This is a genomic window from Actinosynnema sp. NPDC050801 (assembly GCF_040673975.1).
In the GTDB taxonomy this organism is placed as follows: domain Bacteria; phylum Actinomycetota; class Actinomycetes; order Mycobacteriales; family Pseudonocardiaceae; genus Actinosynnema.
The window spans coordinates 236,849-249,377 of record NZ_JBFAQZ010000004.1; the positions used below are offsets into that span (position 1 = coordinate 236,849).

At 70.8% G+C, this 12,529-nt stretch carries 12 protein-coding genes; 6 read left to right on the forward strand and 6 right to left on the reverse strand.

What is annotated here, in order from left to right; all coding sequences use genetic code 11:
• The first annotated feature begins 61 nt into the window (after positions 1-61).
• Positions 62-1,429: a hypothetical protein gene (locus AB0K14_RS11510; protein ID WP_360452143.1), complete on the forward strand. Its 1,368-nt coding sequence runs from the start codon at positions 62-64 to the stop codon at positions 1,427-1,429.
• 46 nt (positions 1,430-1,475) lie between these two features.
• Here AB0K14_RS11510 and AB0K14_RS11515 read toward each other — a convergent pair whose 3' ends face one another.
• The gene (locus tag AB0K14_RS11515) at positions 1,476-2,324 is read right to left on the reverse strand and encodes a mechanosensitive ion channel family protein (protein WP_360465599.1); all 849 of its coding nucleotides are present in this window, start codon (positions 2,322-2,324) and stop codon (positions 1,476-1,478) included.
• Positions 2,325-2,379: 55 nt separating this feature from the next.
• Positions 2,380-4,473 carry a prolyl oligopeptidase family serine peptidase gene (locus AB0K14_RS11520; RefSeq protein ID WP_360465593.1) on the reverse strand — a complete coding sequence of 698 codons (2,094 nt, stop codon included), beginning with the start codon at positions 4,471-4,473 and terminating at the stop codon, positions 2,380-2,382.
• Positions 4,474-4,624: 151 nt separating this feature from the next.
• Between AB0K14_RS11520 and AB0K14_RS11525 the strand changes: the two genes are divergently transcribed.
• Entirely contained in the window at positions 4,625-5,290 is a 666-nt protein-coding gene (locus AB0K14_RS11525) for an HNH endonuclease (RefSeq protein WP_360465590.1), read from the forward strand.
• Between the two features lie 18 nt (positions 5,291-5,308).
• Here the strand turns inward: AB0K14_RS11525 and AB0K14_RS11530 are convergent, their stop codons facing one another.
• On the reverse strand, positions 5,309-5,614 hold the full coding sequence (locus AB0K14_RS11530; protein ID WP_360465587.1) for a hypothetical protein: 306 nt from the start codon (positions 5,612-5,614) through the stop codon (positions 5,309-5,311).
• Positions 5,615-6,192: 578 nt separating this feature from the next.
• Here AB0K14_RS11530 and AB0K14_RS11535 point away from each other — a divergent pair.
• Together AB0K14_RS11535 and AB0K14_RS11540 are read left to right on the forward strand one after the other, a co-directional pair.
• Positions 6,193-6,438, forward strand: a complete 246-nt coding sequence (locus AB0K14_RS11535) for a hypothetical protein (RefSeq protein ID WP_360465585.1) — start codon at positions 6,193-6,195, stop codon at positions 6,436-6,438.
• Positions 6,425-6,910: a DUF5130 family protein gene (locus tag AB0K14_RS11540; RefSeq protein ID WP_360465583.1), complete on the forward strand. Its 486-nt coding sequence runs from the start codon at positions 6,425-6,427 to the stop codon at positions 6,908-6,910. The genes AB0K14_RS11535 and AB0K14_RS11540 overlap by 14 nt, the downstream gene beginning before the upstream one ends.
• Before the next feature lie 53 nt (positions 6,911-6,963).
• On the opposite strand, the gene AB0K14_RS11545 is transcribed toward AB0K14_RS11540, so the two are convergent.
• Both AB0K14_RS11545 and AB0K14_RS11550 read right to left on the reverse strand, forming a co-directional pair.
• The gene (locus AB0K14_RS11545) at positions 6,964-7,128 is read right to left on the reverse strand and encodes a DUF397 domain-containing protein (protein ID WP_360465580.1); all 165 of its coding nucleotides are present in this window, start codon (positions 7,126-7,128) and stop codon (positions 6,964-6,966) included.
• A complete protein-coding gene (locus AB0K14_RS11550) occupies positions 7,125-8,000 on the reverse strand; it encodes a helix-turn-helix transcriptional regulator (RefSeq protein WP_364337911.1) in 876 nt (291 codons plus the stop codon). Before AB0K14_RS11550 ends, AB0K14_RS11545 begins: the two co-directional genes overlap by 4 nt.
• Positions 8,001-8,184: 184 nt before the next feature.
• Between AB0K14_RS11550 and AB0K14_RS11555 the strand changes: the two genes are divergently transcribed.
• Positions 8,185-9,063: a helix-turn-helix transcriptional regulator gene (locus tag AB0K14_RS11555; protein WP_360465574.1), complete on the forward strand. Its 879-nt coding sequence runs from the start codon at positions 8,185-8,187 to the stop codon at positions 9,061-9,063.
• 57 nt (positions 9,064-9,120) lie between these two features.
• Here the strand turns inward: AB0K14_RS11555 and pepN are convergent, their stop codons facing one another.
• Entirely contained in the window at positions 9,121-11,682 is a 2,562-nt protein-coding gene (pepN, locus tag AB0K14_RS11560) for an aminopeptidase N (protein WP_360465571.1), read from the reverse strand.
• A 219-nt stretch (positions 11,683-11,901) separates the two neighbouring features.
• On the opposite strand from pepN, the gene AB0K14_RS11565 reads away from it, so the two are divergent.
• Entirely contained in the window at positions 11,902-12,525 is a 624-nt protein-coding gene (locus AB0K14_RS11565) for a DsbA family protein (RefSeq protein ID WP_360465568.1), read from the forward strand.
• Positions 12,526-12,529: the final 4 nt, after the last annotated feature.

The window sequence follows — 12,529 nt, forward strand, 5'->3', positions numbered from 1 at the left end:
GGACGTCCCACGCGGCACCGCATCCTGACGCCGACATCCCCTGCCGCGAGGAGGACACGACATGGGCGATGCCAACCACGCGCTGCGGCACTGGTTCCGGCAGGGCGGGTGGACGCAGCTCGAACTGGCGCGCGCGGTCGGGCGGCTCGGCCAGGCCAGGGGCCACAACATCGCGCCGGACAGCTCCCGGGTGCGGCGGTGGCTGGAGGGCGAGCGGCCGCGGCACCCGGTGCCCGAGCTGCTGGCGGCGCTGTTCGCGGACCGGTTGGGCCGGCCGCTCACGCCGGCCGACCTGGGGCTGGCCGCGCCGCCGGCGGGCGAGCAGGTCTCGTGGGACCACCGGGCGCTGGTCACGACGTTGCAGGACTTCACCAGGAGCGATCTGATGATCAAACGCAGGGATGTGCTGGGCGCGACCGCCGCCCTGGCCACGGGCGCGGTCCTGGAGGGCAGGCTGGCCGGGTGGCTCGCGCCCGACGGGTCCGGGCCGCCGCCGTCACTGGGCCCGGGACGCATCGGCACGGCCGAGATCGCCGAGATCGAGGCCGCGACCAGGACGTTCTGGGCCTGGGACGCCCAGCGCGGCGGCGGCCTCTACCGCGAGGCGGTGGTGGGGCAGCTCAAGGCGATGACCGACCTGCTCGACCACGGCTACCCCGACCCGATCGGCCGACGCCTGTTCCGCTCGACCGCGGACCTCGCCAGGCTGGCCGGCTGGATGTCGCACGACGTGGGCCTCCAGGCGACCGCGCAGAAGTACTTCACCCTCGCCCTGCACTGCGCGAAGCGGGCGCGGGACACCGGGCTGGGCGTCGAGGTGCTGTCCCGGATGGCTCGCCAGATGGTGCACGTGGGCCGGCCGCGCGAAGCCCTCTCCCTGGTCGCGCTCGCCCGGCGGGGCTCGGGGAGCAGGCTCGGACCGATGGCGTCGGCGATGCTCGTGACCTGCGAGTCGTGGGCGCACGCGGCCCTGGGCGACCTCCAGGCCGTGGACCGCGCGGTCGGGACCGCGGAACAGCTCTTCTCCCGAGCCGGGCACGGCGAGACGCCCGGGTGGCTGTCCTACTTCGACCGAGCGGGGCTGGAGGGGATGGCGGCCCTGTCGTACCGGACCGCGGCCGAGCACCGGCCGGGCGCGGAGCGGAAGGCGGAACCGCACCTCGCCGAGGCGCTCCGGCTGCGCCGCGACACCTACCGGCGGTCGAACCTGTTCGACGTCATCTCGCTGGTCGGGGTCCGCGTCCTGCAGGGCGAGCACGCCGAGGCCGACCGCCTGGCGACCACGGTGCTGGGCCCGGCCGGGCGGATCAGCTCGACCCGCACCTTCGACCGGATCGAGGTCGTCCGCCGGCGGGCCGAGGCCGACTCCGCCCGCTCGAAGGACGCACGGCGGCTGGCCGACACGCTCGCCGCGTTGCGCGCGGCCTGACGGGGGTGGTCGGGCCGGAGCACGGGCTCCGGCCCGACCACACGGCTCAGGAGGACTTGAGCGAGATCCCGGCCTCGTCCAGCGCGGGCATCAGCTTGGCCCGCAACGCGCGCTGCACGGCCCACTGGCGGCCCGGCCGGACCTTCACCGTCACCCGCATGGTGATGCCCTCGGGCGTGACCTTCTCCACGCCGAGCACCTGCGGCTTGTCGATGACGTCCTTGGCCAGGAGCTCCTCGTCGGTGGCGTCGACGACGGCCTTGGTCAGCACCTCGGTCGCCGAGGCCAGGTTCGCGCCGTACCCGAGCGGCAGGTCGACCACGGCCACCGCGAAGCCCTGCGACGAGTTGCCGACGCGCAGGATCTCGCCGTTGCGGACGTACCAGACGGTGCCGTTGGTGTCGCGGATCGTGGTGATGCGCAGCGCCACCGCCTCGACCGTGCCGGTCGCCGGACCCAGGTCGACCACGTCGCCGACGCCGTACTGGTCCTCCAGCATCATGAACATGCCGGACAGGAAGTCCTTGACCAGGTTCTGCGCGCCGAAACCGATGGCGACGCCGAGGATGCCCGCCGACGTGAGGATGGGCGCCGGGTTCATGCCCAGCTCGGTGAGGATCTGGATGAACGCCACGCCGAACACGATGATCGTGACGATCGACTTGAGCACCGAGCCGATGGTCTTGGCCCGCTGCTCGCGCCGTTCGGAGACCAGCGCGCCCAGCGCCTGGGGAGCACGCTCCCTCAGCGGCTTGAGCAGCTTCGGCTTCCGGCCGCCGTTGCCGCGGGTCATCCGGTCGATCAGCCGGCGGAGCAGGAACCGGATCACCACGGCGATGACCAGCGTCAACGCGATCCGCAACGCGCCCTCGGCGATCTTGGGCCCGTTCGTCACCCACCACTCGACGGCGAGGGTCGACTCCACGTCCACCACCTGCTCAGTCCTCCACTCACATGTCGAGGCCGGTTGCCCAGGCCAGGAACGTCAACTGGTCCACGGCCAGCGCGACCGACCGGCTCACCGATCGGCCCGCGTGCCCCACCTCCGTCTCGCGGCGGAGCAGCACCGGGTGCTTGGTCGGATCACTCGACGTCGCGTGCTGCAGTGCCGCGCACATCTTGCGGGCGTGGTTGGGGTCCACCCGGCTGTCCGACTCGAAGACCGTGAACAGCACCGAAGGGTACTCAACGCCCGGCCGAACCCGGTGGTACGGGGAGTAGGCCAGCAGCCATTCCAGCTCCGACGGCACCGACGCGGAGCCGTACTCCTCCGCCCACAGCCGCCCCAGCAGGAAGTTCTCGTACCGCACCATGTCCAGCAGTGGCGCTGAGCACACCACCGCCGCGTACAGCTCCGGCCGCTGGGTCAGCGCGGCGCCGACCAGCAGCCCGCCGTTCGAGCCGCCCATGATCGACAACTGCTGCGGTGTCGTCCAGCCGTCGCGGATCAGCCGCTCGGCCGCCGCGTGGAAGTCGTCGAACACGTTCTGCTTGCTGTCGCGCATCCCCGCGCGGTGCCACTCCTCTCCCTCCTCGTCGCCGCCGCGCAGCGACGCGTGCACCCACACGCCGCCCGCCTCGACCCACGCCAACGTCGTCGCGCTGTACCCCGGCCCGCGGCCCACCGCGAACCCGCCGTACCCGGTGAGCAACGTCGGCCGGGGCTGGTCCGGGTGCTGCTGCCCGGACACCACGAACATCCGCACGACGGTGCCGTCGGGCGAGGTGTACGAGAGCTGCTGCGTGGACAGCTCCGGCAGCGCCACCGTTCCGGGCGCCGCCGTGTCGAGCTCCGTCCGGCCGTCCGACAGCGAGTACCGGTACACCGACAGGGGCGTGGTGAAGTCCGACCAGCCGAACCACAGCACGTCGCGGTCGGCGACCGTGAGCGCGTCGACCGTGGACAACCCGTGCAGCGACCCCGTACCGGGCAGCGGGACCTCCCGCAGGTGCTCGCCGGTCGCGGGGGAGTGCAGGTGCAGCTCCGACACCGCGTGCCGGGTCCGCAGCAGCACCAGCGACCCGTCCAGCCAGGTCGCCGCGTCCAGCACCGAGTCCGGCTGCTCCGCCACGAGCTCGGTCCACTCGGTGGGCGCGGCCGGGTCGGCCACGCACAGCCGGAACCGGGGCGCGTCGAGGGTGGTGAGCAGGTAGAGCCGACCGTCCGGCTCGACCGACGCGAGGCACCGCACGCCGTCCTCGTCCCGCACGACCGGCCGCAGCTCGCCGGACGAGTGCAGGTCGGCGATCCACACCGAGTCCCGCCGCACGGTGCCGGGCGAGCCGTTCACGATCAGCCACCGCCCGTCCTCCGACAGCGACAGCCCGTAGTAGTAGGTGTGGTCCAGCCCGTCACCGTGGACGTTCACGTCGTCGGACGCGGGCGTGCCGACCCGGTGCCGCCACACCCGCCGGTGGAACTGCCGCTCGTCCTCGGGCACCAGCTCGGGGTCGACCCGCCGGACGTAGAAGAACTCCTCGCCACCGGGCAGCCAGCCCACCGGCGAGTACCGGCAGCGGTCGATCGGCCCGTCCAGCAGCTCGCCCGTGTCGACGTCCACGACGTGCAGCAACGAGTGCTCGTCGCCGCCGACGGACACCTGGTAGGCCAGCCGCGTGCCCTCACGCGAGGGCGACCACCGGTCGAGGGTGGTCCGCCCGGACGGGTCGAGCGCCGAGGGGTCCAGCAGCACCCGCTCCACACCGTCCACCCGCACGTACAGCACCGGGTGGTCCTGGTCCGGGTCGCGACGGGTGTAGAACGCCCGGCCCGCCCGCCACACCGGCGTGCCCACGGACCCGGTGCGCATCAGCTCGCCCAGCCGGTCGGCGAGCGCGTCGCGGCCGGGCATGGCGTCGAGCCACGACCGCGCCACCGCGTCCTGCTCGGCCGACCAGGTCGCGGTGCGGGGGTCCGCAGGGTCTTCGAGCACCCGGTAGGGATCGGCCACCGCGTGTCCGTGCAGATCCTCGACCAGGTCGAGGCGCGGTGCGGCGGGATAGGTGATCGTCGCAGGCAGCGCTGCGGGGGAGGCTTCGGTCACCTTCCCGAGCGTAGCGCGCTGATGAAAACCATCTCCGATAGGTGCGTGTTCACCGAAGTTTTGATCCCGGCTTCGTGACACGTCACATATCACAGGTGATTTTTGGGGTCGATCTGTGGTCTGCTAGGGCTGAACCGGTGGAGGTGGTCGCGTGCCAGACCGACAACCCACCCCGATCGGCGCCCTGGTGAACGCCGGGATCGCGTCGTCGGTCCCGTCCGGCCAAAAACAGCTCTCGGCGAGCGCCGTGCACGCTGTGGTCGACGGGGAGGGAGCCGGTTCGGCGCCCGTGGTGCTGCCCTGGGGAAGACGCAAGGTCCTTCTGCTCAACGCCACGTTCGAACCCCTCACCGCGCTGCCCCTGCGGCGCGCGGTGGTCCTCGTCGTGTGCGGCAAGGCCGAGGTCGTGCACGGCGACCCCGCCGGGGCCGTCGTCCACTCCTCGACGTCCGAGGTGGTCGTCCCGTCGGTGATCCGGCTGGCGAACTACGTGCGCGTGCCCTACCGCGGCCGGGTACCGCTGACCCGCGCCGGGTTGATGCACCGCGACCGGTACCGCTGCGCGTACTGCGGCGGACGCGCCGAGACCATCGACCACGTCGTGCCGCGCAGCCGTGGCGGCCCCCACACGTGGACCAACTGCGTGGCCTGCTGCGCGAAGTGCAACCACCGCAAGGCCGACAAGCTCCTCTCGGAGCTCGGCTGGCGCCTGCGCGTGGTGCCCAACGCCCCCCGCGGGCCGCACTGGCGGCTGCTGGCCGGCGTCACCGAGGCCGACCCGCTGTGGCTGCCCTACCTCGGCGAGCCCGCGGCTTAGCGACAGCTCCCCTCGCGCTCACGCCGCCAGGACGAGGTCCTCGCGGTCGTCCGTGATGCGCACGGAACCGGACGTGATGCGGACGGACTCCGACGTGATCCGGACGGACTCGGACGTGATGCGCACGGACTCCGACGTGATGCGGACCGAGCCGGCCAACGTGATGCGCACCGAGTCCGCGTCGGACCCGGTGATCCGGACCGAATCGGACTCCGACGCGGTGATGCGCACGGAGTCGTCCGTCGCGGAGGTGATGCGGACGGAGCCCTGGGAGGTAATCCGGACGGAGTCATCGGACGTGATGCGCACCGACTCGGCGAGCACTGCCGGAGGCTGAACAGTCGTAACGCTCTGCTCTGATTGGGCGTACGACGAAAGAGTGAGGGCGGCGACCAGAACGAGGTTCATGGTGTACATGTCGTGTCCTCCGAGGCTCATCGGGCGGGAATTGGTCTCCGGATTCGGATGCGCAAGACCCGTACAGGTGAAAAGCTAGAAGCCGAGTGGGCCCAGGACAAGACGCCAAACCGGCCGCCATTCGCCTCCGTCCGGGGGAAGGCCATCCGGGTGTACGCACTGCGACGATCGAGCACGAGAGCTAGTGCATGCGGCACCGATGGATACCGACGGTGACGTCCTCGCAGGTAGGGGGTCGGGTAGATCACACGGTGGCTATGCCACGTGCCGAGGCCATACCGGTGGCGATCACCGGGTTGCGGTCGAGGTCGGCGTCCCACGCCGCCGTGACCGCCGTACGCGTGATCGCGGACCGCCCGCACGGGGCCTCGTTCACAGTTGGAACCGGCCCTGGACGGCGAACCGCACGACGCCGGACCCCCACCAGTGCGGGAACGGGTGCCCTCGCCCGGACGTGACCAGGGCGATCGGTTACCGTAACCGCCGTGACCATCGTGGAGACCGTGCTCGTCTTCGCGCTGATCCCGCTGGCCATCTACGGCGTGATCACGCTACTGACGCTGAGGCCGAAGGCCACCCGCATTCAGCGGTACCGCCCGGGCCAGGAGTGGAACTACGCCCCCGTCTGGTGGGCCGCGAACCCCGCGGGCCTGCCCGGCGGCGCGCACCAGGCCGTCACGACCCCGGCCGAGGGCCGTACCGCCAAGGGAGGTGCTCGTGGCAACTGGTGAGCTGACGAGGGTGGAGGTGGACCCGTCGACCCTGCCGGTCGGCGCGGCCGTCACCAACAGCGGCCGGGTGTCCGCGGCGAAGATGTACGAGCCGCACGCGCCGAGCCTGCCGTTCACGCCGGTGCAGCTGGCGAGCCTGGACGAGGCGTTGACGCTGGCCAGCCGCACCACCGGGCTGGACTTCAGCGTGTACCTCGGCGACCTGGGCGCCGACAGCCGTGCGCGGGCCGAAGAGCTGCACGCGAGCACTCCGCGCCCGACGCACGCCGTGCTCGTCGCGGTGTCGCCCGGTGAACGCCGGGTCGAGGTGGTGACGGGCGAGGAGTCCCACCGCCGCATCGCCGACCGCGGCGCGAAGCTCGCCGTCATGAGCATGGTCGCCTCCTTCAAGGAGGGCGACCTCGCCGGCGGCCTGGTGAGCGGCCTGCGGATGCTGACCGACCAGGCGGGTCAGGCGCCCAAGCACGTCTGACGCACCACAACGACGAAGTGAAGGCCCCGGCGCGACAGCCGGGGCCTTCGCCGTTACCGGGACTTGAGGGCGTCCACGAACGCCCTCATCCGCCCCGGGGCGACCTTCAGCACGACCCCGGGGTTCTTGCTGTCCCTCACCGCGCCGAGGTGGTTCGCCACTTCGACGCAGGAGCCATCGCTGACACTCCTGTCCGACTTCTTCCAGCGCACGGTCATGCGACTCCCGTCGTCCGTTGCACCTCCTTCGCGATGAGTTCGAACGACTGCTCCGGGCTCATCGCGACCTCCGTCAACCTTGGCACGCACGCCTCGAAGCCGGCCACCGCTTCAGCCTCTTGCACGAACACCGAGCTGACGTGGTTCTCCAGGTGCGCGAACGACGTGCCCTCGCACTTCAACACGGTGAACGCGCCGTCGAGACCCGGATGCCAGCCGGTGGCGGTGGGCACGACCCTGAGGTCGACGTTCTCGTGCGCGCTCATCATCAGCAGGTGGTCGAACTGCTCGGTCATGACCTCCCGGCTGCCGAACGTCTGGCTCAGCACGGCCTCGCCGATCAGGGCGGTGTACCGGACCGGGTTGCGGCGGGTGAGGATGTCCCGCCGCCCCATCCGGACCGCGACGCGGGTGGCGACCTCCCCGTCGGGGACGCGGGCGGCTTCCATGATCGAGCGGGTGTAGGCGCTGACCTGGAGCAGGCCGGGGATGATCAGCGGCGACCAGCTCACGATCTCCTTGGCCATCTGCTCGACCTCGATGAGCGCGGCGATCTGCGCGCGCCGCTCGGCGAGTTCGATCACCGCAAGGGGTGAACCGGTGGGGTCCTCGGTCATCTCCAGGATTTCTTCGCGTTCCCGATCGGGGATGCGGAGTGGTTCGAGGATCCGGATCACCTCCGCGCGTGTCGGTACCCGTTGACCGTTCTCGTTGCGTGAGAGCAACGAATGCACGACGCCAATCTTCTTCGCGAGTGCGCGTTGACTCAGTTTGTTGGACTCGCGTGCGTTGCGCAGGCGCGCGCCCAAAGCGATGGACTTCGAGGTATTGCGGTTCATGGGAATGCACCTTAAGGCTGGACCGGTGGTCAAGTCTCTCGCTCGAAAAGGGGATTGACCAGGGTGTTGCAGGCCGGACAAGCTGTTCCGCAACAGGCCACCGGCCGGGCCGCACTCCGGCCGGACATGCGCGGCGGGTGGTGGATCGGGCGGAGTCCGCAGCCGTCCACCGCCCGCCGTGCCACTTTTTCGTCATACCCTTTCGACCGGGGGATAAATGGAATCCGAAGAAAGGCCGCCCGCGCGGCTCAGCACTGCCCGAAGCAGGGAGCTGGGTGAGGAATTGCGCCGGGTCCGGCACCGTGCCCGGATGTCATCGGGGTTCGTCGCCGAGGCCTTGGGCTGGTCCTTGGGAAAGCTGTCGAAACTCGAAACCGGCACCCGCGGCACGAGCCCGTGGGAAATCGGGACGCTGCTCGGTCGGTGCGGTGCGGACAAACCGACCCGCGACCGCGTCCTGGCCATCGCCAGCGAAGCCGACACGGGCAGCTTCCTGCGGCCGCACGACCCGTGGGCGGACACGGTCACGGCGTTGTCGCTGCACGAGCGGGCGGCGCGCACCCTGACGACCTACGAGCCGCTGGTGGTGCCGAGCCTCGCGCAGACCGAGGACTACGCCTACGCGCTGACCAAGGACCGGGGCGCCACCCAGGCCCGCCTGGCCCGGCAGGAGACGCTGCGCAAGCCGGGTGGTCCGGAGACGGTGATCTACGTGCACGAGGCGGCGTTGCGGATCGTCGTCGGTGACGCGAAGGTCATGCGCGACCAGCTGCTGCGCCTGACGTTGATGTGCGGGTGGGCGCGGATCAGCCCGCGGATCATCCCGATGAGCGTGCCGTCGCACGCGGCCCTGCGGCACTCGGCGACCCTGCTGACGTTCCCGTCACCCATCAAGGCGCTGGCCTACGCGGAGACCGAGGCGGCCACGGTCTTCCACGACGACCCGACCGCGGTCACCGCCTACCAGACCAAGATGCGCCTGCTCGAACGCCTGGTCCTCGGCCCGGCCCAGTCACGCGACATCTTCGCCCGCTGGGCCGACGCCTACGACCGCGACCACCGCTCCGCACCGGACGCGAAACGGGGCGACACCTGAGCGCCGCCCCGTTCAGCCCAACTACACCCGCACCGGCACCGCACGTCACACGACGGCTCAGGACCGGTCGAACTCCTGGGCCGCCAAGGCACGCACGATGCCCGCACGGCCCTCCGACACCAACCGCCGCAGGGCCGGCGGCCGGTCCTCGGCCAGCCACTCGTCGGCGGCCGTGACCGTCTCCTTCGAGATCGACCAGGACGGGAACAGGCCGACGACCATCGACTGCGCCCGCTCGCTCGACCTGCGGTCCCACACGTCGGCCACGTCGGCGAAGTACCGCGCCACGAACGGCTGGAGCAGCGCCTTCTGGCCGGGGTGCTGGATGCCCGCGATGACCGCCTCCGACACCGCGTTCGGCAGCTCGTCGTCGTTCACCGCGCGGTCCCACGCCTCGCTCTTCGCGTCGACCGTGGGCCGCAGGGCCCGGGCCGACTCGGCCTTGCGGCGGCCGGTGGCGGTCGGGTCGCGCTCTTCCTCGGCGCGGATCTCGTCGAGGTCGGCGAGGCCGTGCGCGACCAGCGCGTGCAGCAGCCGCCAGCGCAGGTCGGTGTCGACGTCGAGGCCGTCGAGCACGTCCGTGCCCTCCAGCCAACCCCGCACCACCGCGAGCGTGGCCTCGTCCAGCACCGACCCGGCCAGCGCGTTCACGAACGCCAGCTGGTGGTCCGAACCGGGCTCGGCGGCACGCGCCAGCTCCAGCGTCCGCGTGGTGAACCTGCGCCAGCCCTCGTCGCGCCACGACACGTCCGCGTACGACGACAGCGCCGTCTGCGCCTGCAACAGCAGTCGCTGCACCACGCCGACCTCGGTCTCCGCGTGCAGCCCGCCCAGCACCAGGTTCACGAAGTCCCGGGCCTTCAGCTCCGCCTCACGCGTCATCTCCCACGCCGCCGACCAGCACAGCGTGCGGGGCAGCGGCTCGGCGATGTCGGCGATGTGGTCGATCAGCGCCGCCAGCGAGTCGGCGTCCAGCCGCATCGTGCAGTAGGTGAGGTCGTCGTCGTTGACCAGCACCAGCTTGCCGCGCGGCACGCCGACCAGCTCCGGCACCTCGGTGCGCTCGCCGGACACGTCCAGCTCCACCCGGTGGGTGCGCACGAGCTTGCCGTCCGCGTCCGAGTCGTACACGCCGATCGCCAACCGGTGCGTGCGCAGCTCGCCCGCGCCCGGCCGCGCACCGCCCTGGAGCACGGCGAACTCGGTGAACCGGCCCTCGGCGTCGACCGAGTACTTGGGTCGCAGCAGGTTCAGGCCGGTCGTCTCCAGCCACTGCGCGCTCCACCACGACAGGTCGCGGCCCGAGGCCTGCTCCAGCGCGTTGAGCAGGTCGGCCAGCGTGGCGTTGCCCCAGGCGTGCTTGCCGAAGTACACGCGCAGGCCGGACAGGAAGTTGTCCAGCCCCACGTACGACACCAACTGCTTGAGCACCGAGGCGCCCTTGGCGTAGGTGATGCCGTCGAAGTTGACCTCGACCGCCTGCAGGTCCTGGATGTCCGCGGCCACCGGGTGCGTCGACGGCAGCTGGTCCTGCCGGTACGCCCACGACTTCTCGATCTTGGCGAACGTGGTCCACGCCTGCCGGTACTCGGTCGCCTCGGCCTGCGCCAGCACCGACGCCCAGGTGGCGAACGACTCGTTCAGCCACAGGTCGTCCCACCAGCGCATGGTCACCAGGTCGCCGAACCACATGTGCGCCATCTCGTGCAGCACGGTCTCGGCGCGGCGCTCGTACAGGTAGCGGGTGACGCGGCTGCGGAAGACGTAGTCCTCCAGGAACGTGACGCAGCCCGCGTTCTCCATCGCGCCCGCGTTGAACTCGGGCACGAAGCACTGGTCGTACTTGCCGAACGGGTAGGTCACCCCGAAGGCGCGGTGGTAGAAGCCGAAACCCTGCTTGGTCTCGGTGAACAGCCGCTCGGCGTCCATGTGCGGCGCGAGCGACGCGCGACAGTAGATGCCCAGCGGGATCGTCGTCCCGTCCTCGCTGAACTCGTCGCGCCACTCCGCGTACGGGCCCGCGACCAGCGCGACCAGGTAGGTCGACATGGGCTTGGTGGTGGCGAAGACGTGCCTGTCGGCGCCGCCCGTGCCGTCCACAGTGGACTCGATCGCCGAGTTGGAGACGACCTTCCAGTGGTGCGGCGCGGTCACCGCGAGGTCGTAGACCGCCTTGAGGTCGGGCTGGTCGAAGCAGGCGAACATGCGCTTGGCGTCCGCCGTCTCGAACTGCGAGTACAGGTAGACCTCGCCGTCGACCGGGTCGACGAACCGGTGCAGGCCCTCGCCGGTGTTCATGTACCGGCAGTCGGCCTCGATCGTCAGCTCGTTGACCTCGGCCAGGTCGGGCAGGTGGACACCGTCCTCCTCGCGGTAGGAGGAGACGTCCAGCTCGTGCCCGTTGAGCACGGCGCGGTGGACATTGGCGGCCACGACGTCGACCCACGAGGACGCGCCGGGCGTCCGGCTGCGGAAGGCAACCGTCGTGGTCGAGCGGAACGTGTCCGAGCCGGGCTTGCCGCCACCATCGGTCAGGTCCAACTCGATCCGGTAGGAATCGACTTCCAGCAGCGCAGCCCGCTGCTGCGCCTGGTCGCGGGTGAGGTTGGGTGCCGCCACTGGTCACCTCGTCTGCCGGCGCCACGGGACCTCGACGCCGACCTCGTCGGAACGGAAAAGGGTGTCGAGTCGGTGAACACGACAGTCGCATCCAATCACGTGGGACGCCCGGAAGTGGACTGGCGTCCGAGGGAAGACTGCGTGGGTCCGGCTCGTTGTGCACGATGGGGCGCCCCACCCGGTGCACCGCGACACGAACAGCCACGGAGGGAACACCGAATGTCGACAGAGGGACCCACGAAGGTCGACTTCTACTTCGACCCGATCTGCCCCTACGCGTGGATCTCGTCCCGGTGGATCCTCGAGGTGGACAAGCAGCGCGACCTGGACCTGAACTTCCGCGTCATGAGCCTGTCCGTGCTCAACGAGGGCCGTGACCTGCCCGCCGACTACCGCGACATGATGGACCGCGGCTGGGGGCCGGTGCGCGTCGCCATCGCGGCGGCCAAGAGCCACGGCGACGGTGTGCTGGCCGACCTCTACACCGCGCTCGGCACGAAGATCCACAACGAGGGGCTCGGCCGCGAGCGCGACTACGACCAGGCCATCAAGCTGGCGTTGGACGAGGTCGGGCTGCCCTCGGAGCTGGCCCAGGCCGCGCACACCGACGAGCACGACGAGGAGCTGCGTGCCAGCCACCACCGCGGCATGGACCCGGTCGGCATGGACGTCGGCACGCCCACGATCCACATCGACGGCGTGGCGTTCTTCGGGCCCGTGCTCACCAGGATCCCGCGTGGCGAGGACGCGGTGAAGGTGTTCGAGGGCGCGCGGGCGTTGGCGGGTTTCCCGTACTTCTTCGAGCTCAAGCGCACCCGGACCGGGGGTCTGGACTTCTCCTGACGCC

Coding starts and splice junctions, on each gene's coding strand:
- AB0K14_RS11565 (WP_360465568.1), top strand. CDS start 11,902: ATGTCGACAGAGGGACCCACGAAGGTCGACTTCTACTTCGACCCGATC.
- AB0K14_RS11555 (WP_360465574.1), top strand. CDS start 8,185: ATGGAATCCGAAGAAAGGCCGCCCGCGCGGCTCAGCACTGCCCGAAGC.
- AB0K14_RS11510 (WP_360452143.1), top strand. CDS start 62: ATGGGCGATGCCAACCACGCGCTGCGGCACTGGTTCCGGCAGGGCGGG.
- AB0K14_RS11545 (WP_360465580.1), bottom strand. CDS start 7,128: ATGACCGTGCGCTGGAAGAAGTCGGACAGGAGTGTCAGCGATGGCTCC.